Annotated in this window: 15 protein-coding genes; 6 read left to right on the top strand and 9 right to left on the bottom strand. The window is 62.2% G+C overall.

Annotation, left to right across the window (positions count from 1 at the left end):
- Nucleotides 1-111: 111 nt before the first annotated feature.
- Genes ACFOW7_RS12255 through ACFOW7_RS12245 form a run of 3 tightly spaced genes read right to left on the bottom strand, consistent with a single transcriptional unit; the run spans nt 112 to nt 5,000 of the window.
- Complete coding sequence (locus tag ACFOW7_RS12255) at nt 112-2,658, bottom strand: polynucleotide kinase-phosphatase (RefSeq protein WP_378164607.1); 2,547 nt, start codon at nt 2,656-2,658, stop codon at nt 112-114.
- A 12-nt stretch (nt 2,659-2,670) separates the two neighbouring features.
- Complete coding sequence (locus ACFOW7_RS12250; RefSeq protein ID WP_378164605.1) at nt 2,671-4,170, bottom strand: 3' terminal RNA ribose 2'-O-methyltransferase Hen1; 1,500 nt, start codon at nt 4,168-4,170, stop codon at nt 2,671-2,673.
- A complete protein-coding gene (locus ACFOW7_RS12245; protein WP_378164602.1) occupies nt 4,164-5,000 on the bottom strand; it encodes a nucleotidyltransferase domain-containing protein in 837 nt (278 codons plus the stop codon). Before ACFOW7_RS12245 ends, ACFOW7_RS12250 begins: the two co-directional genes overlap by 7 nt.
- A gap of 133 nt (nt 5,001-5,133) precedes the next feature.
- On the opposite strand from ACFOW7_RS12245, the gene ACFOW7_RS12240 reads away from it, so the two are divergent.
- Complete coding sequence (locus tag ACFOW7_RS12240; RefSeq protein WP_378164599.1) at nt 5,134-5,517, top strand: glutaredoxin family protein; 384 nt, start codon at nt 5,134-5,136, stop codon at nt 5,515-5,517.
- A 231-nt stretch (nt 5,518-5,748) separates the two neighbouring features.
- Complete coding sequence (locus ACFOW7_RS12235; RefSeq protein ID WP_378164597.1) at nt 5,749-5,958, top strand: hypothetical protein; 210 nt, start codon at nt 5,749-5,751, stop codon at nt 5,956-5,958.
- A gap of 70 nt (nt 5,959-6,028) precedes the next feature.
- Here ACFOW7_RS12235 and ACFOW7_RS12230 read toward each other — a convergent pair whose 3' ends face one another.
- The 6 genes from ACFOW7_RS12230 to ACFOW7_RS12205 all read right to left on the bottom strand — a co-directional run bounded on the left by ACFOW7_RS12230 (nt 6,029) and on the right by ACFOW7_RS12205 (nt 15,298).
- Entirely contained in the window at nt 6,029-7,177 is a 1,149-nt protein-coding gene (locus tag ACFOW7_RS12230) for an RtcB family protein (RefSeq protein ID WP_449252228.1), read from the bottom strand.
- Between the two features lie 389 nt (nt 7,178-7,566).
- The gene (locus tag ACFOW7_RS12225) at nt 7,567-8,985 is read right to left on the bottom strand and encodes a M12 family metallopeptidase (protein ID WP_378164592.1); all 1,419 of its coding nucleotides are present in this window, start codon (nt 8,983-8,985) and stop codon (nt 7,567-7,569) included.
- A gap of 612 nt (nt 8,986-9,597) precedes the next feature.
- Nucleotides 9,598-11,268, bottom strand: a complete 1,671-nt coding sequence (locus ACFOW7_RS12220) for a GspE/PulE family protein (protein WP_378164590.1) — start codon at nt 11,266-11,268, stop codon at nt 9,598-9,600.
- Nucleotides 11,265-12,257, bottom strand: coding sequence for a tetratricopeptide repeat protein (locus ACFOW7_RS12215; RefSeq protein WP_378164588.1), 993 nt, complete (start codon nt 12,255-12,257; stop codon nt 11,265-11,267). Before ACFOW7_RS12215 ends, ACFOW7_RS12220 begins: the two co-directional genes overlap by 4 nt.
- Complete coding sequence (locus ACFOW7_RS12210) at nt 12,254-13,843, bottom strand: type II secretion system protein GspD (protein ID WP_378164586.1); 1,590 nt, start codon at nt 13,841-13,843, stop codon at nt 12,254-12,256. Before ACFOW7_RS12210 ends, ACFOW7_RS12215 begins: the two co-directional genes overlap by 4 nt.
- Nucleotides 13,844-13,936: 93 nt before the next feature.
- A complete protein-coding gene (locus ACFOW7_RS12205) occupies nt 13,937-15,298 on the bottom strand; it encodes a sigma 54-interacting transcriptional regulator (protein WP_378164584.1) in 1,362 nt (453 codons plus the stop codon).
- A gap of 162 nt (nt 15,299-15,460) precedes the next feature.
- On the opposite strand from ACFOW7_RS12205, the gene ACFOW7_RS12200 reads away from it, so the two are divergent.
- Genes ACFOW7_RS12200 through ACFOW7_RS12185 form a run of 4 tightly spaced genes read left to right on the top strand, consistent with a single transcriptional unit; the run spans nt 15,461 to nt 18,192 of the window.
- Nucleotides 15,461-16,270 (top strand): ABC transporter ATP-binding protein, encoded by an 810-nt coding sequence (locus ACFOW7_RS12200; RefSeq protein WP_378164582.1) that lies wholly within the window; start codon nt 15,461-15,463, stop codon nt 16,268-16,270.
- The gene (gene mlaE, locus ACFOW7_RS12195) at nt 16,263-17,057 is read left to right on the top strand and encodes a lipid asymmetry maintenance ABC transporter permease subunit MlaE (protein ID WP_378164580.1); all 795 of its coding nucleotides are present in this window, start codon (nt 16,263-16,265) and stop codon (nt 17,055-17,057) included. The genes ACFOW7_RS12200 and mlaE overlap by 8 nt, the downstream gene beginning before the upstream one ends.
- 19 nt (nt 17,058-17,076) lie before the next feature.
- Complete coding sequence (mlaD, locus tag ACFOW7_RS12190) at nt 17,077-17,565, top strand: outer membrane lipid asymmetry maintenance protein MlaD (RefSeq protein WP_378164578.1); 489 nt, start codon at nt 17,077-17,079, stop codon at nt 17,563-17,565.
- A gap of 15 nt (nt 17,566-17,580) precedes the next feature.
- The gene (locus ACFOW7_RS12185; protein WP_378164576.1) at nt 17,581-18,192 is read left to right on the top strand and encodes an MlaC/ttg2D family ABC transporter substrate-binding protein; all 612 of its coding nucleotides are present in this window, start codon (nt 17,581-17,583) and stop codon (nt 18,190-18,192) included.
- Nucleotides 18,193-18,194: the final 2 nt, after the last annotated feature.

Raw genomic sequence — 18,194 nt, 5'->3', positions numbered from 1 at the left:
ACTCACCGTTTCATCGGTGGCGGACTGGCGCGGCTCGGCGTGCCGGGGCCGTCTGCTTGCGGACTTGGACGTCGTTTCGGACATCCGTAGGGCTTGCGGCTTGTCCTTGGCTCAAAGCCTGGGATCGACCGGTTCGCTTTCCAGCGCCAGCACGCCAAAGGCGCATTCGTGGACCCGGCGTAGCGGCTCTTGGGCCACAAAGCGCGCCAGTCCTTCGACCCCGAGCATGAATTCGCGCAGGGCGAGGCTGCGCTTGAAGCTGAGTCCGCGTCGGCGCAGCGTATCCAATTGCAGGGTGTATTCCGGGCCGTAGATGATGCGCAGATATTCGCGGCCGCGGCATTTGAGCGCCGGTTGTACCAGTCCCTGCTGGTTTCTGACGATAAAGTCGAACGGTTTGACCACCATGCCTTCGCCGCCCGCTGCGGTGAGTTCCAGCCACCAGCGCGTGGCCGCCTCGACGGCCGCCGTGTCGTCGAGATCGACGATATGGTGGGTGGTCGCCAGCAACCAGTCCGGATCGGCCGTGGCCAGCCGTGCCAGGGTGCTCATATGCCAGCCATGGCTGCGCTCAAAGCCGGTGTGGCCTTCCCAGGCGAGCAGGTGGAACGGGGCCAGCCGGTAGTCGTCGAGCGAGTTCACTTCCCAGCAGTAGCGCTGATAGGCCGCGATATAGTCATCAGCCAGGCCGGCACGCTGGGTGATGCGGCTGACTTCCTCACCAGCATCCACGCCGCGTGCCTGGGCCTGTTCGAGCAGGTGAGCGGCGGCTGTGAGCATGGTCTTGGCGGCACTGCCGGTGGCGGCGTACTGATCGCGCACCAGTTGCAGTGCCTTGGCCGACCAGGGCATCAATTCAGCGTCGAACACGAACCAGTCGCTGGCCAGTTCCTGCCAGAAATCCACCCGGTCTAGCGCCTTGCGCAGGCGCTCGAGGAAGGCGGTGGCCAGGGCTTCGTCGCTGAAGAATGGGCGGCCGCTACGGGTGTAGACGATGCCGTTGCTGCCATCGTCGACCCCGAAGCGCCGCCGCGCGGCCTCGGCATCGCGGCAGATCACCACGATGGCCCGCGAGCCCATATGTTTTTCCTGACAGACCACCTGCCTGACGCCCTGGGCGCGGTAGTGGTCGAATGCCTGGGTGGGATGCTCCAGAAAGCCTGGCTCGGTGCTGGTCTCGGTCGGTGCCATGGTCGGCGGCAGATAGACCAGCCAACGTGGATCGATACTGAAGCGCGCCATCACTTCGAGCGCCGCGCTGGCGTTTTCCGCCCGGATGGTGACGTGCTTGCCCAGACGGGTCTCGATACGACGTGCACCGACGACGTCGGCGATATCGAGCACGCTATCGGCCTGGTGCTGGGCGCTCAGGGTGGCCGGCGGCGGCAGATGCAGCGGCCGGATCGGCTCGTAATAGACCTGGGCTGCTGGTACATCGACCAGTTCCTTCTCCGGATAGCGCAAGGCCGTCAGCCGGCCGCCGAATACGCAGCCGGTATCGAGGCAGATGGTGTTGTTGAGCCACTCGGCCTGCGGCACCGGCGTGTGGCCGTAGACCACCATGGCGCGGCCACGATAGTCGTTGGCCCAGGGATAGCGTATCGGCAGGCCGAATTCGTCGATCTCGCCCGTGCTCTCGCCGTAGAGGGCGAATTCACGCACACCGTTGCTGCTGCGGCCATGCATCGACTCCTTGAGCCCGGCATGGGCTACCACCAGTCGGCCGGCATCGAGCACATAGTGGCTGACCAGGCCGTCGAGGAAGCGCTCGACGCGGCGGCGGAAGTCCTGGCCTTCCAATTCAAGTTGATCGAGCGATTCGCGCAGACCGTGGGTGGTCTTGACCTGACGGCCGCCCAGTGCTCGTGCCAGCTTGGCGTCGTGGTTGCCGGCCACGCACAGGGCCGTGCCGTCGGCCACGGCGCGCATCACCAGGCGCAGTACATCGGGCGTGCGCGGACCCCGGTCGACCAGGTCGCCGACAAAGATCAGGCGGCGGCCGTCGCGGTGCGCGATGGGGTAGTCGTGTTCGCGCAGGCCGACCGTATAGCCCAGCCGCCCCAGCAAGGCGACTAGCTCGTCGAAGCAGCCGTGGATATCGCCGATGATGTCGAACGGCCCGCTTTGGTCGCGTCGGTCGTTCCACAGTCTGACCCGTTCGAGTTCGAGCTGGTCGATATCCTCGCTCGAGCGCAGCACATGAACGTAGCGGAAGCCTTCGCGGCTGATGTCGGCGATCGAGCGCCGCAGCTGGCTGCTCTGGTACCGGATCACATGCTCGCCGAACTGACGGTCGGGTCGCTCGGCGTTGCGGTCGCGGCAGAGCCGCTCGGGCAGATCGAGCACGATGGCCACCGCAAACACATGGTGACGGCGGGCCAGCTCGATATAGTACTGGCGCGCCTTGGGATCGACGTTGGTAGCGTCCACCACGGTAAGGCGGCCGTTCTTGAGTCGCTTGTCGACCAGGTAATGCAGCACGTCGAACGCATCGCGGCTGGCGCTCTGGTCGTTCTCGTCATCGCACACCCAGCCACGGCAGACGTCGGAAGAGATCACCTCGGTCGGCAGGAAATGGCGACGCGCAAACGTGCTCTTGCCGGCGCCGCTGACGCCGACCAATACCACCAGGGCGAGTTGAGGGATTTGCAGTTTCATTATTTTTTCGCCTTATGCCCCAATGGCCCTTGCATCATCTATGCAGAAAATGGCTATTTGAGTGGGATGGCCCAGCTCTGCATCGGCTTCGCCAATACCGGCCAATTCATATGAATAGCCATGATCGCGGGCCACGCCAGCAGCCCAGGCGGCGAATTCGGCACGGCTCCATTCGAAGCGATGGTCGGCATGACGCAGTGCGCCAGCCCGGAGGTTCGGATAGCGCACGTTGTAGTCGCGGTTGGGCGTGCTCAGCAGCACCCGACGCGGTCGGGCATGGCCGAACAGCACCCGGGTCAGCATCGCTACCCGGCCCGGGTCGAGATGCTCGATCACCTCGATACAGGCCGCCAGATCAAACCCTTCGATCCGCGCATCACGATAGGTCAACGAACCATGCAGCAGGCTGACCCGCTCGCGTTGACCCGGCGTCAGGCGGGACAAGCGATCCGCCGCAATCTCCAGCGCCCGGCTTGAGGCATCGAGCCCGACCAGCCGCTGCCCGGCACGGCTGTGCCGTGCCAGTTCGGTCAGCAATTTACCGTCGCCACACCCTACATCGAGGATATGGCAAGCACCGCTCCCGGCAATCAACGTCCGGACTGCCTCAAGCCGGCGTTGGTTGAGCGAGAGGGCGGGCTCAGCCATGCTGCCGGTGGTGGGTTCGGACGCGAGTCCAGAGGCGGGTGCAGGGGTAGGGATGGCGGACGCTGTGGAGAGGGCGGATACCTCGAATGCCGGGGTATCGGCTGAGGCGGCCGTCTGCTCACTGTCTTCCACCGCCATCTCATCGACCAGCCGCATCAGCGCAAGCCGGGTCAGCCGACCCTGGTGCTTCAGATAGCGGCGTGCGATCAGCGCTTTGTGCGGATGGGCACCGAGCCAGTCGCTGCCGTGACGCAGCAGCTTGTCCACTTCGGCGTCGCCGATCCAATAGTGCTTATCGTTGTCGAGCACGGGCAGCAGCACATACAGATGGCTCAACAGCGTGCGCAGCGTGGTGCGGCTATGCAGGGTCAGGGAGAAATACGGGCTGTCGCCCCAGGCTGGAAAGGCTGGGTCGTACGGCAGGGCCCGAGCCTCGATCTGATAACCCAGCGGCTCGAACAGCGCCTCGAGCAGGCCGCGGTCGCCTCGACAGGGCACCACGGGCAGTTCGACCGTCAGCGGCAGAGGCTGGTCGACCAGCGCGGGCCGCTCCTGACAGCGCCCGGCCAGCGCCGAGCGGAACACATCGCCCAGCGCAACCGCCAACAGCGAGGAAGCGGCATAGGGACGGTCGTTGACGTATTGCTCGAGCAGCCCTTCCTGCTGCCCCCGGCCGCGTACCAGCCGCACCGGATCGATATCGACCAGCAGTGCAGCGGTACAGCGTGTTTCCGTGGCCTCGGGGTAGAACACCAGCGCCGTACCGAAAGCCTGTTCAAACCGTTGCAGCTTGGCCGGGTGCTTGTGCAGCAGATAGCCAAGATCGCTGGCCGGCTGATGGGTGGTGGACAGGGTGATCAGCATGGCTGTGTCCTCAGCACGGTCTGATACAGCAATTGATCAAGCAGGCCCTGGTCGCCATCGGGGCGCTCGCTGAGCGCTTCCCGGGTGGCGGCGACTTCCAGCTCGCGTCGGATAAAACCATGCAGTCGCTCGAAGCGCGGGGCGTACTCGGCTTCGCCGCTGCGCATCTTGATTTCCAGCAGGCGGTTGATTTCTGCCAGCAGCGCCTGGTCATCGAGCATGGCCTCAGCCAGATCGGCAAAGCGCATCGGCGGCACACCACGGCCGCTGTCGATCCAGCGCGCCGCCAACAGTGGCCGCAGCACATAGAGATATTTCTTCAGCCGGACCGTCTCGCCTTGCAGATAGCCCCGGAAATTCTTCTTGGCCATCGCCAGATAGTGATGACGGCCGCGCAGCGGAGAGAAACAGCGGTCGACGACGTGGCCGAGGCGGGCGATGAAGTCGGGGTCCTGTCGGTAGACGATGGGCGAGGACAGCCATTCGAGCAGGACCGGATTGGCGCGGCGCAGCAGGGACAGCGCCTTGCGCAGTTCCCAGCCGCTGACGTCGAGTTCATCGTCGATCGGGCATTCGATCACGTCGCGCTGCGGATCGACGCTCAGGTACCAGGACGGTTCATGGACATAGATAAAGCGCACGTCGTAATCGCTATCGGGTGAGGCAAAGCCCCAGGCGCGGCTGCCCGATTCGCAGGCAAATAACACCCGCACCCGATGACGTTGTTCCAATTCGCTCAATTGTTCGAGTATGCGCTGACGCACTGCGTCATCCACCGGATGGTCGAAATGGACCTGTCTGGTGGAAGAAAGAGATGGGGCCGATTTCATTTATTTATTCCTGTGAAGGCATATATAACAAGGTGATGTCCGAATAAGAGATAAACGGTGGCGAACGGTGCTTGATTTTTGCAGTCCGCTATGGCTTTATTCCCGAAGCCCGTCAGGGCGGAGGAGAATATATATGCCAAAAACATTATTCAAAACGCTTGGCTACGCCGCTTTTCTGGCGGCCGGACTCGGTATCGGTTATTGCGCAGCAATGGTGCCGCGCTGGCTGACCCCGAGCTATCAGCAGGGCGATTTCAGCGCCTATTACCCTGATCCGGCAGTCCGGGTGGTGCTCTACGGCACCGACTGGTGCCGCTACTGCAAGGAAACCCGCGCTTTTCTGCAAAGTCGGGGCATCCGCTACCTCGATCTCGATGTCGAAAAATCACCGGTCGCCGCACGCCAGTTCCAGCAGCTGGGCGGGCAGGGCTATCCGCTGGTGTTGATCGGCGATCGCAAATTCCAAGGCTTCGAACCCTCGGCTTTTGCTGAGGCGCTACAGCGACTTTCTGGCTGAGCGGCAGCTCAGCCGGGCAGTGCCGTTTATTTGTGCTGATAAATAACGGCCGTCCTTTTTGTTTATTTGTTTAATCCGGATTCGATACTTCAATCGAGGTATACGCTCGTCCTTTGTTTTCGGCTGTTCGAAAAAATATTCGAACTCATCTCTTGCCGGGCAGACTGGCCGGATTTATAAATGAGAGGCCCGAAAACGGGAATTAAACAAACTGGTTAAGGAGGTAGTTAAATGTTGAGTAAAAAACTTGCCGCATTATTCGTGGGCCTGGGGGCCGGCGTGGCCTTTGCGGTCAGCGCGACCGCCGCGCCGCCAAACGGCTGTGCCCGGCAGTGCAGCGTGGTGCGTACCCAGTGTCTGCAACAAGGTGGCACCAAGGTTCAGTGCCTGGCCGAGTATCGCGACTGCATGGCCGTTTGCAGCGGTGGCCATATTCCCTGATCGTCCGGCGCGGGGAGCTTGTACTCCCCCTGTCCCACAGCCGCCGCGACCGGTCGGTCGCGGCTTTGGTTCAGCCCTTCACGCATACCACCTGACGCAAGGTATGCACGATTTCCACCAGGCTTTGCTGCGCCACCATCACGGCGTCGATGTCCTTGTAGGCCATCGGAATCTCGTCGATCACGTCTTCGTCCTTACGGCATTCGACATGGGCGGTCGCCTTGATCTGGTCGGCCACGGTAAAGCGTTTCTTGGCCTGGGTACGGCTCATGGTCCGGCCGGCGCCGTGGCTACACGAACAGAACGCTTCCTCGTTACCCAGACCGCGCACGATAAAGCTCTTGGCGCCCATCGACCCGGGGATGATTCCCAACTGCCCTTTCTGTGCCGACACTGCACCTTTACGGGTGATCAGCACTTCGCGGCCGAAGTGGGTTTCCCTCTGCACATAGTTATGGTGACAGTTCACTGCCTCGACATCGGCGGCGAACGGTTTGGTGATCACTTTACGGGCGGCGGCGATCACGTTTTCCATCATCACCGCGCGGTTACGGCGGGCGAAGTCCTGTGCCCAACCTACCGCTTCCACATAGTCGTCGAAATGGCGGCTACCTTCCTCGAAATACGCCAGATCGCGGTGCGGCAGATTGGCGATGTGCTGACGCATATCGGCCTGGGCCAGTTCGATGAACAGATTACCGATCGCGTTACCGACCCCACGCGAACCCGAATGCAACATGAACCACACACGGTCTTCTTCATCGAGACATACCTCGATGAAGTGGTTACCGGTTCCCAGAGTTCCCAGGTGCTTATGGTTATTGGTGCGTTCCAGTTGCGGGTACTTCTCGGTAATCCGCTTGAAGCCGCCGTGCAGCTCCTTCCACATGACGTCAACGCTCTCGGGCGGGGTATCCCAGGCGCCCTTGTCGCGGCCCATGGTCTTGCCGTGCGGCACGGCTGCCTCGATGGCGCTACGCAGCGCGGCCAGCGAGTCGGGCAGGTCGGCGGCAGTCAAGGTGGTGCGGGCGGCCATCATTCCGCAACCGATATCGACCCCGACAGCGGCCGGGATAATCGCGCCCTCAGTCGGGATCACACTACCGATGGTCGAACCCTTACCCAGATGCACATCAGGCATGACCGCCAGATGCTTGTAGATAAACGGCATCTGCGCCGTCTTTAACAATTGTTCGCGGGCTTCCGGTTCTACCGGCACGCCGTTGGTCCACATTTTGATAGGTTTTGCGTTTGCTTCGCTAACCAGTTGGTAATCGTTTTGCATGTTTTTTCCTTCGCGGCATGGTCCTGCTTATCGGTTCAGCCGCCAACGGCGGCTGGTGTCGGGAGAGTAGATAGCGAGGAGCGTGCCAACGGAGAGTGTTAGACCTATCCACATGATATGAAAGGGAATTTTGGTTTCTGCTTTAAGGGTCGTCATTGGGTGGGCCTTAATTTTTATCTTCTCTGATAATGCTTTATCGGTTTGTATCAGACGATTGGGCGTCGCCTCGCAGGCAACTACCCCGGCAGGACAATAAAAAAAGGAACGGTGTTTCCACCGTTCCTCAATCGACTTCCTTCCTTGCGCTGGAGGTGCGAAACCGCTTACCAGGCGTTGCAGTAGGTCTTGTTCAGGGTCTCCATATCGCCCAGGTGCACCCAGTTCTGCTGGTCATGCGGCATCAGGATCCAGACCTTGCCCGGAGCCGGTTCGACCACGGCGGTTGCCCACTTGGTGGTGTAGTAGCGGGTGTAGGCGAACATATTGGTGCCTACGGGCTGCTTGGTGGTCGTGGTGTGCGGCAGGTAGCTCGGCAGGATCTTCTCGATGCAGTCGAGCAGCTTGTTGGCCTTCTGTTCCAGGGCGCCCGAGGTCGGTGCGGCAGCCACGTTCACCACGAAGGAGGTGGTAGCGGTCTTGCCCGACTTTTCAGTGGCCGTCACGGTGATGGTGGTGCTGCCCGAGCCGTTGCTGACCGGCACAACCTTCATCGAGAACTGGTTGTTGCTGGTACGGACCCAGGACAGACCGCTCAGCGCAACCACCGAGCTGTTGCTGGTGCTGGCATTGAGGCTGACGTTGGCGGGATCGCTGGAGGTCACGTCGATGGTGACGTTACCGCTGGCGTTCTGCGACAGCGACAGCTGCTTGGTCGACACGGCCAGGCTCAGCGTGGTGCCACCGGTGGTAGTACCCGGGTAGAAGCGGTTGACCGAATTGACATCGCCTTGGCTCAGGCCATCACGTTGACCGATCTTGACGCCCGATTGCAGCGGGACGATGGTCGGCTGGCCGTTCTTGGTAAAGCCGTAGGTGTCGTAGTGCATGATCGAGCTGTAGTCGTAGGAACCGACCAGATCGACCTGGCTGCTGGCGAGCTTGGTGTACTGGCTCTCGCTGCCGGCGCTGATGTTTTCCCAGCGGATCTGCACAAAGTTGTCACGGTCCGGACGCATATGTTCGTGCATCCAACCCAGAGCGTGCATGAACTCGTGAACGGCGATACCGGTGTATTCACAGCCGCTGCCCAGCGACAGATCTTGTTGACCGCCGATCATGCCGGCCATCGAGTAGCAACCACCGCCACGGAAGATGCGGACGAAGTTGGGTTCGTTGGTGCGCTGCTGGAAGCGGACGGCGGTCTTGCTGGAGATATGCTGCATCGCAGCCAGCGCGGCATTGCGACCTTGTTGGGTCAGGCTGGCGTCGAAGGTGTAGTACAGGACGTTGTTTGGCCAGATGCGGGCGCTGCGGTAATGGTTGTCCGAGAAGCGGTTGCCGCCTTCGGTCATTTCATCGGTCCACGACTTCACGCCGAGCGGACGGATGCCTTCACGCTGGATGTCTTCGTGCCGACCCAGCACGATATCGCCGAGCAGCGCGTAACCATCGACCACACGATAGGTCATGGTCTCGTTGCTGCCTTGAACCTTTGCGCTAGCCAGCTCATCGGCCAGAGCCAGGGGAGCGGACAGGGCGGCAAAGGCGGCGGCGACAGCCAGTTGGAGCTTGAATCGGGTCATTCCTTATCTCCTTGAATCGATGGACGATTTGGACAATCTGTTGGCTGGGCTTATGTGCTTGGCATAAGCAACTGGAGGCCATTTTCATGATCGCGAGATTCGATGTCAATGACATTTTTGTACGTTTGCTCTTGTAGGTTCCATGACATGAAACATTAGCTGGTTATGATATTTTTTAATTCATAAAAATCAGCAACTTAGAGTTTTTGCTCAGAGATGGTACTACCGTTCATCGCTGTGGTTTACTGACGAACGGCGGAAGAAAACTGGCTCAATGCAGAAAAAGTTCAGCTGTGGATAAGTTGACTATGACAATGAGATGCCTAGGGGAAACCCTGGCGCCTTGGCCGGGTCAATGCTGGTAAACAGCGCGAAGAGCCGCTTTCATCCTGTTTCTTAACGGCTTTCCATCGGCATGCTGGGTCAGGGAGAGGGAAAGGATGGGGCGGGTTTTGAGGAGGGCTGGTGGAGCTGGAAAGCGGAGGAGAATAGGTCGTGAATTTTACCGCTTTGGAGAACTGCCAGGACTTCCCGACAAAGGATTTTGGCTTGAAATTAATATAAATAGATATTTATAGCTAAAATACTTGCGTGTATTTTACTTAAAACTTTCTATTTGCTCTGTAAGGCAGCCACGCTCCCAAAGACCCGCTGTAGCTCATCCTGCGTCGTCACTTTCTCCCTAACTCGTTGTCGGGCTTCATCAAGCAAGGTCGGCAAATCCTGTTGCCGCAAAGCAGAGGCAATGGCGCCCGCATCAAGTCCTGCCAGCAGCAAGGGTTCCAGTTGTCCTTCCCCTTCCAATATCTCCATCACTGCCAGCCGTCCGTGATACCCACTGCCTTCGCAGCGAGGGCAGACTGTTCTGCCGGAGCCGGAGCCGGAGCCGGAGCCGGAGCCGGAGCCGGAGCCGGAGCCGGAGCCGGAGCCGGAGCCGGAGCCGGAGCCGGAGCCGCTCGATTCGGGTCCGTCACAATGAGTACAGACCCGACGCAGCAGCCGCTGACTGACCAGACCGGCCAGACAACCGGCCAGGCGGCGTGGCGCGATGCCGAGATCGGCCAGGCGGCCGATGGCGCCAGCGGCCGAGGCGCAGTGGAGGCTCGATAGCACCAGATGGCCTGTGGCTGCTGCCTGCAAAGCCATTTCTGCCGTCGCGGCATCGCGGATTTCACCGATCAGGATTACGTCAGGGTCATGCCGCAGCAGTGCCCGTACACCGTCGGCGAAGTCGAGCTGCGGACTGACGGCGATCTGGCGCACTCGGGGCAAGGCATATTCGACCGGGTCTTCGAGCGTCATGATCTTGATGGTGTCGCGGTCGAGTCGGTCGAGTAATGAATAGAGCGTAGTGGTCTTGCCCGAACCGGTCGGCCCGGTGATCAGCAGCAGCCCGTCCGGCCGCTTGAGCAGCGAAGCCAGCCGGGTACCGACGGATATGGGAAGGCCGAGGTCATCCAAGGTGGAGAGACCACGACGGCGGTCGAGCAGGCGGACGGTCAGGGTCTCGCCATGGACCGAGGGCAGGGTGGCGACACGGCAATCGACCTCACGGCCAGCCAGCCGCAGCGATACCCGGCCGTCCTGGGCGGTGCGGGTTTCGGCGATATCAAGGCCGGCGAGTACCTTGAGCCTGACCAATAACGCTGGCCAGTGTGATCGCGGCAGGATGGCTGCGGTTTGCAGGACGCCATCCTGCCGGCGGCGTAATAGCAGTGTCTGGGCTTCCGGCTCGAAATGCAGATCGGAAGCGCCACGGCGGGCGGCATCGCTCAGCAGTGCTTCGACTGAGGCGATGACGGCAGCGCCGCCGCCTTGCTCCAGGCGCGCCAGTACGGCAGCAAGCGGCTCGCCGGCGCCGTAGTGACGGTCGATGGCACAGCCGATCTCGGTGGCAGTGGCCAGTGCCGTGTCCACGACACGCTGATGGCCCAATGCGCGGCGCAGCCGGTCCTGCATATCGAGGTCGCCTGCATGTGCCGTCGCGATCAGCAGCCGCTCATGGCTAAGCACAATAGGCAGACTTGCGCTGGCACGGGCCAGATCGGCCGACAGCAGGGACAGGGCGGCAGGATCGGGTTCGAGCCGGTCAAGCGTCAGCACGGGTAGACCCAGGCAGGCGGCCTGGGCATCACGCCAGCCGGTTTCGTCGATCAGGCCCAGACGCAGTAGTTCCTGGCCCAAACGGTTGCCGCTGTGCTGCTGTTCACGCTGGGCAAGCAGCAGTTGGGCTGGTTCGAGCCGACCTTGCGCCACCAGCCACTCAGCGACCCGGAGACTCATCGGACTTCCTTTGCAATAGACAGCGATAAGTCCTGTGCCGGCTCGTCCTGCACTCCCGCCTCTGCCAATTGGGCGAGCCGCTGACGGACGACAGGCAGCGTAAAGCTGAATGGCCGGTGGCGTGCCGTATCGAGTGCCTGACGATAGAAACGGGCGGCAGCGGCAGGGTCGGGGAGATGGTCGAGGCTGATGGCGAGGTTGAAGGCGGCATCGGGATGATCGGGCGCAAGCTCAAGTGCCTGGGCGTAATGGCGCCGCGCCATCGACCAGTCCCCGGCGTCGGCCGCACGGTTGCCCAGCGAGAGGGCCACGGCGGCAGCCGCCTCGCCTTGCTTGATCCGGCCTAGCCGTTCCGGCTCGATTGCTTCATCCAGAGTGGCCAGAGCAGCCAGGGCCACCGGGTCATCGGGAAAGTCGGCCAGCAAGGCACGGTAATCGGCCTGTGCCTTGTCGAACTGGCCCTGGCGAACGGCCAGAGCGGCCAGACCGAGCCTGGCGTCGCGTTCAGTGGGGACTTGGGCCAGCCTACGTCGGTAGATCACAGCAGCCCGTCCTTCATCGCCTCGCTGGAGAGCTGCGTAAGCCTCATGCAGATCGGCAGGTGGCTCAGGCAAGGGATGGGCTTGCCGGGCCGGCGGCGCCGGTTCGATCGGGCCGGTCGGGGCAAGTGGCGTGAGTGGGAGGGTGGCTTCGGTTGGTGTGGGCGCGGACGCGGTGGGTAAGGCGACCGATGGGGAAGCCGCAGGGCGGGCGACGGCGGCAAGCGGCGCGGGGCGTTGGTCCTGCCAGAGCAGTACCGCTGCCGGGCTGACACTGGCAACCGCGGCGGCGAGGCCAAACAGCCAGATCCCGGCTTGGGGCAGTCGGGGTGGACGCAGACCGGCAGGCGGCGTGGTCAGGTTCTCGGTGGATGGTGCGGTGGGACCGAGCGGCTCAAGCGAGGGAATGCCCGGCGCTTGGTGCAGCAGATGATCTAGCAACTGGCTCATGGAAGTGCCTCCTCCTGACTGGAAGTGTCTGTGAGATCGGGATTGCTGCGATGAGAGAGGGAGACCACGGGAGAGGCATCGATCAGCCGCGGTCGCAGCAGCAGCACCAGTTCGGTCTTGGCCCGGGACTCGTCGTGGCGGCCGAACAGGCGACCGAGCCAGGGCAGGTCCAGCAGATTGGGCAGGCCATCGCTCTGACGGCTTTGCTGTTTTTCCATCAGACCACCAATCACGGCGGTCTGGCCATCCGTCAGGCGCAGGACCGTTTCCAGTTCGCGGACGAAGCGTTGCGGGGCGAGCGGCTTGCCGCTGGCCGGGTCGATGGCGAAATCCTTGAGTCGGGTAAGCGTGGGGCGGATCAATAGGGTGATATCGCCTTGGGCGCCGATCTGTGGTGTCAGGGCCAGTTGCAGACCGACCGGCACGGTCTGGAGCGCGCCTTGTTCGAGGTATTGGAGTTCTTCGACCACCTTGAGCAGGGCTGGCTGATTGTTGAGGGCCAGCAGCCGTGGATTGGAGAGCACCCGCGCATCGCCGAAACGTGAGAGCAGCCGCAGGCTGGCATCGAGGCTGCCCCGTTTCAGATTGATCGAGAAAGCGGCCGGCGCATGCAGACCCGCCTGCTGGCCCAGCGTCAGGGTGGTGCCGAACAATTCGCCCACCCGCTGCCAGTCGATACCGGACTGGAAGCCGTCGCCGAGCCGGATTTCCACTACGGTCGCTTCGATCATCACCTGACGCCGGCTGGCAGCGATTACCTGGGCAAGAAAGCGAGCCACGGTGCGGTGCTGGCGCTCGGTGGCCGCCACCGTCAGCGTGCCGGTTTCACGGTGGATGGCCACATTGCTCAGATTGTTGTTGCTGACGCTGCGCAGCGCCGTATTGATGCTTTCCCCGTTGTTGGGGGCCGGGGTGGTGCTGCTGTTGCCGCTGGTGGGAAGAGGCGAAGCTGCCTTGACCAGCTCAAGCTGAAACTGGCGGTCGCGTTGTAGGCGGGATTGCCGTTCCTGGTCGCTCAAGTCGAGATCGATCAGCGCCTGGACATTGGCGGCAAGCCCAGCCCAGAAGTCGTTGCCGCCACGGGAGATGAGGGTCAGGGTCGAGCGATTGCTGTCTTCCTGACTGGTCTGTGCGCCCAATGCGCTGCCCAGTCCTGCTTCAAAGGTCCGGGCAAAGCTGGGGTAGTCGATGGGGTAACTGTGTAGATAAGGTGTATCAGGGCGCACGCTCAGCACACCCTCGTGTAGACGGTAGCGCAGCGGCAATTGGACGCGTATCCGTTCGAGCAGATGCGGCAGGCTGCGTTGGCGGGCTTGCAGGGTGACGGAGCCTTGAACCTGGGGATGGAGGTCGAGATCGATCCGGGCGTCACGCGCCAGGGCTTGCAATAACTCCCGTACCGGCACGTTATCGACGGCGACGCTCAGCAGGAGCGTCTGGCTCTGCGGACGGGGCAGCACGATGGGATGGCGTACCGGCTGGGGCGGTGTGGTGCTGGGGGGCGAAGAAGGTGGTGGATCGGGTGGCCGGCTGGCGCAGGCGCCGAGCAAGACAAGCAGGCCCAGGAGAATCAGACGATGCGGCATGGCAGGAGGTCCTAGATTCGACCGGGCCAGTCTATGCCGAGGCAGTGGGCATGCCGGGGTGCAAGACTGCGTAAATGATTTACGTGGCAGGATTTACGCGGCAGGGCCGAACAGTCTTTCCATCCGGCTATAGAGGGTGGCGCGCTTGAGCCCGAGCCGCCGTGCCGCTTCGCCGACCCGGCCATGGGCAAGCCGCAGCGCCTGCTCGATCAGCGCCCGTTCTTGGGTGGCGAGCCAATGGTCCAGGTCGAACGGCTGCGCACCGGACAGCAGATCGGCCGGATTAGGCTGCTGGCCTCCGCCTCCGCCTCCGCCTCCGCCCGGACTCGTCGCAATGGCCGTGTCGATAACGAGTTCTGCCCGTAACTGTCTGGCGTTAATGGTTTCTCCGGCATGGCTGGCCAGGAGTCGCCGCGTGATATTGCGCAGTTCGCGCACATTGCCGGGGAAGGCATAAGCGAGCCAGACGGCACGGGCCTCGGGGTCAAGCCGGAATGGAGTGAGGCCGTGTTCGCGTTGGCTGGCTTCGAGCAGATGATCGAGCAGGGCGAGTCGATCCGGGCCCAGTTGGCGCAGAGGTGGGGTATGCAAAGTCAGTACGGCCAGACGATCGAGCAGATCGGGCCGGAAACTGCCGCGTTCGCTCATGGCATAAAGATCGCGGTTGGTGGCGGCGATCAATCGGCCATCGAAGCGGCGCGGGCGGGTTTCGCCCAGGCGGACGTAATCGCCGCCTTCGAGCACCCGGAGGAGCTTGGCCTGGAGTTCCAGCGGCAATTCTCCGATTTCATCGAGAAACAGCGTGCCATTGCCGACCGATTCGAAGAAACCGGCCTGGGCGCCGTCGGCACCGGTAAAGGCGCCGCGGGCGTGGCCAAACAGCGTGGCCTCGGCCAGGGTGGCGGGCAGGGCGGCACAGTTCAGGGCAAGAAAAGGCAGAGCGGCGCGTGGGGAGGATTGGTGGACTGCCTGCGCGACCCGTTCCTTGCCGCTGCCGGGTTCGCCAAGGATCAGTAGCGGAAATGGCGTGGCGGCAAAGCGCAGGATGCGTTGCCGCAGTGTCTGGAGTAGCGGGCTGTTGCCGATCAGTCCAAGCGTGGCTGCTGGTTCCTCTGCCAGCGCCTGACGCAATCGCGGCAGGTCGAGTTCACCTTCGATGACCCGGTCGGCACCGGCGCGCCGCACACGGGCGGCCAGGCGGCGGTCGGGGTAGGGCAGATGCGCGAGTAAGGAGAGCCGGGGATGGCGTTGACGCAGATGTTTCAAGAGTCCGAGCGCCGTTGTGTCGTCGGCAGCGACCGATAGCACGGCGGCGCTGGCACCGCTGGCGGCGTGAGCCGCACTGGCGCGGTCGCTGCGGGCCAGTACATAGCGTTCACCCAGGGTGGCCTGGGCAGCGGCAAACAGCAGCGGGTCCGGGTCGATCAGCAGCAGGGCAGGGGATGAGGCATCCATGGCGGCAAGGAGGGAAGCAGGAGCCGGAAACTATATAAGGCGGTTTCTGTCTGAGGTTGGCCGCAATGTTGCCGCATTGCAACATGACAATTGCTTAAAAATTGTTGTAAGACACCGCCTTGTCTTAGAATCATGGCCCCATACCAGAAACCACCCTCTCCTGTGCCCCCCGACGCTCTCGTCGAAGTCGACGACGTAACCTTTGCCTACGACAGCCGTACCATTCTCAAAGGGATCAGCCTGACCATTCCCAAGGGCAAGGTGGTTGCCATCATGGGTGGTTCCGGTTGCGGCAAGACCACCTTGCTGCGTCTGATCGGTGGCCAGGTCAAGCCTTCCAAGGGCGAGGTCCGGGTCGCCGGACAAGCCGTCCACACACTCGATGCCGAACAGCTCTATGCCCTGCGCCGCAAGATGGGCATGTTGTTCCAGTTCGGTGCCCTATTCACCGACATGTCGGTCTTCGACAATGTCGCCTTCCAGATGCGCGAGCATACCGATCTGCCCGAATCGATGATTCGCGATCTGGTCTTAATGAAACTCCACGCCGTCGGCCTGCGCGGCGCGGCGCGCCTGATGCCGTCGGAGCTGTCGGGCGGCATGGCCCGTCGGGTGGCGCTGGCGCGGGCGGTGGCGCTCGATCCGATGCTGATGATGTACGACGAGCCGTTCGCCGGCCTCGACCCGATCTCGCTCGGGGTCATCGGCCAGTTGATCCGCCAGCTCAACGACGCACTCGGTGCCACCTCCATCGTGGTGACGCACGATGTGCTCGAATCGCTGGCCATCGTCGACTACGTCTATTTCGTTTCCGAAGGCGCCATCATCGCCCACGGTACGCCCGAGCAGATGCGGGCCTCGGAACATCCTTTCGTGCGCCAGTTTATCGGCGGCAAGCCCGATGGCCCGGTGCCTTTCCACTATCCCGCGCGCGACTACGCACACGACCTTCTCGGGGGCAGCGATGTTTGAATGGTTGACAGCGCAGATCCGTGGCCTGGGCGCGCCCATCGTCGACGGGCTGATCAAGTTCGGTTTCGCCGTCCGCTTCTTCGGTGCCGTGCTGTGCAGCTCCGGCACCGCCTGGCGCCGCTTTGGCCTGATCTCGCGTGAGATCTATTCCACCGGTGTGCTGTCGCTGATCATCATCCTAGTGTCGGGCCTGTTCGTCGGCATGGTGCTGGGCTTGCAGGGCTACGACACGCTGCAGCGCTTTGGCGCTTCCGAAGCGCTCGGGGTGCTGGTCTCGCTATCGCTGGTCCGTGAACTTGGACCGGTGGTGGCTGGTCTGCTGTTTGCGAGCCGGGCCGGTTCGGCCATCACGGCCGAAATCGGCCTGATGAAGGCGACCGAGCAACTGGCTGCAATGGAAATGATGGCGGTCGATCCGATTGCTCGGGTGGTCGGTCCGCGTTTCTGGGCCGGTGCGCTGTCGATGCCGCTGCTGGCGGCAATGTTCTCGGCCATGGGCATTCTGGGTGGTTATCTGGTCGGCGTGATGTTGATCGGGGTCGATGCCGGCTCGTTCTGGGGCCAGATGCAGGCCTCGGTCGATTTCCGTCAGGACGTCGCCAATGGTTTGATCAAGAGCGTGGTGTTTGGTCTGGCGGTCTCGCTGATTGCGGTGTTCGAAGGCTTCGACGCCCCGCCGACTGCTGAGGGCGTGTCGCGTGCCACGACCCGTACAGTGGTGAGTTCCTCGCTGGCCATCCTCGGTCTCGATTTCGTTCTGACCGCGTTCATGTTCCGCGGTATTTAATAACGGGGTTTAAGAAAGTATGAATCGCCGGGTCTACGATTTCTGGGTCGGTCTGTTTTTCCTGCTGGGGCTGCTGGCCGTGGCATTTCTTGCGCTGCGGGTCAGCAATGTCTCGGGCAATGGCAGCACGGCCAGCTATATGCTGAGCGCCAGCTTCGACAATATCGGCGGCCTCAAGGTGCGTGCCCCGGTCAAGAGTGCCGGGGTCGTGGTGGGGCGGGTGGCCGATATCCAGCTCGACAGCAAGCGCTACCGTGCCCAGGTGGTACTACAGATCGACGAACGCTACCGCTTCAGCCGTGACAGTTCGGCTGAGATTCTGACCTCGGGCATTCTGGGCGAACAATATATCGGCCTGTCGCCCGGTGCCGAGGAAACCATGCTCAAGGGTGGCGATCAGATTACGTTGACTTCGTCGGCCCTGGTGCTTGAACAACTGATCAGCAAGTTCATGTTCAACAAGGCGGCCGAAGGCGAGACGGATAAGCCGTCCCCGCAACAGCCATAACATCCGAGGAAACCCATGCGTAAACTCTTTGCCCTGTTTGTCGCCGTCGTTGGCCTGACGGTTGCCGCCGCCGACACCCCTGCGCCGGAAACCCTGGTGCGCAATACCAGCCAGGAAGTGCTCGATCTGATCAAGAAAGAGAACCTGTCGCCCAGCGACAAGCGCTTCCGCGATCTGGTCGAAGCCAAGGTGCTGCCGAGCTTCGACTTTACCCGTATCACTATGCTGGCCGTCGGCCGTCACTGGCGCGATGCCACGCCGCAGCAGCAAGATGCCTTGACCCGCGAATTCCGCAGCCTGCTGGTCCGTACCTACTCGACCGCGCTGACCGCCAATAAGGTGCAGAATATCGAGGTCAAGCCGGTCAAGATGAGCGACAACGATACCGACATCACCGTCCGTACCGAAGTCGGGATCGCCAATGGCCAGCCTTTCCCGATCGACTACCGTCTGCTCAAGGTCAACAATGCCTGGAAGGTCTACGATGTGGCCGTTGAAGGGGTGAGCCTGGTGACCAACTATCGCACCAGCTTCAACCAGACTATCCAGAAGGATGGCATCGACGGTCTGATCAAGGCGCTGGCCGAACGCAACGCCAGCCAGCCGGCCAAGGCTGCCGGCAAGTAAGC

The organism is Chitinimonas lacunae, assembly GCF_042650885.1.
In the GTDB taxonomy this organism is placed as follows: domain Bacteria; phylum Pseudomonadota; class Gammaproteobacteria; order Burkholderiales; family Chitinimonadaceae; genus Chitinimonas_A; species Chitinimonas_A lacunae.
The sequence above is the reverse complement of the archived record's forward strand: the minus strand, read 5'-3'. Positions and strand labels throughout refer to the sequence as shown.

What these genes read in the sequence shown, in the direction of transcription:
- ACFOW7_RS12215 (WP_378164588.1), bottom strand. Translation starts at nt 12,257, where the DNA reads ATGAGCCAGTTGCTAGATCATCTGCTGCACCAAGCGCCGGGCATTCCC.
- ACFOW7_RS12220 (WP_378164590.1), bottom strand. Translation starts at nt 11,268, where the DNA reads ATGAGTCTCCGGGTCGCTGAGTGGCTGGTGGCGCAAGGTCGGCTCGAA.
- ACFOW7_RS12210 (WP_378164586.1), bottom strand. Translation starts at nt 13,843, where the DNA reads ATGCCGCATCGTCTGATTCTCCTGGGCCTGCTTGTCTTGCTCGGCGCC.
- ACFOW7_RS12185 (WP_378164576.1), top strand. Translation starts at nt 17,581, where the DNA reads ATGCGTAAACTCTTTGCCCTGTTTGTCGCCGTCGTTGGCCTGACGGTT.
- mlaD (WP_378164578.1), top strand. Translation starts at nt 17,077, where the DNA reads ATGAATCGCCGGGTCTACGATTTCTGGGTCGGTCTGTTTTTCCTGCTG.
- ACFOW7_RS12250 (WP_378164605.1), bottom strand. Translation starts at nt 4,170, where the DNA reads ATGCTGATCACCCTGTCCACCACCCATCAGCCGGCCAGCGATCTTGGC.
- ACFOW7_RS12255 (WP_378164607.1), bottom strand. Translation starts at nt 2,658, where the DNA reads ATGAAACTGCAAATCCCTCAACTCGCCCTGGTGGTATTGGTCGGCGTC.
- ACFOW7_RS12235 (WP_378164597.1), top strand. Translation starts at nt 5,749, where the DNA reads ATGTTGAGTAAAAAACTTGCCGCATTATTCGTGGGCCTGGGGGCCGGC.
- ACFOW7_RS12205 (WP_378164584.1), bottom strand. Translation starts at nt 15,298, where the DNA reads ATGGATGCCTCATCCCCTGCCCTGCTGCTGATCGACCCGGACCCGCTG.
- ACFOW7_RS12245 (WP_378164602.1), bottom strand. Translation starts at nt 5,000, where the DNA reads ATGAAATCGGCCCCATCTCTTTCTTCCACCAGACAGGTCCATTTCGAC.
- mlaE (WP_378164580.1), top strand. Translation starts at nt 16,263, where the DNA reads ATGTTTGAATGGTTGACAGCGCAGATCCGTGGCCTGGGCGCGCCCATC.
- ACFOW7_RS12225 (WP_378164592.1), bottom strand. Translation starts at nt 8,985, where the DNA reads ATGACCCGATTCAAGCTCCAACTGGCTGTCGCCGCCGCCTTTGCCGCC.
- ACFOW7_RS12240 (WP_378164599.1), top strand. Translation starts at nt 5,134, where the DNA reads ATGCCAAAAACATTATTCAAAACGCTTGGCTACGCCGCTTTTCTGGCG.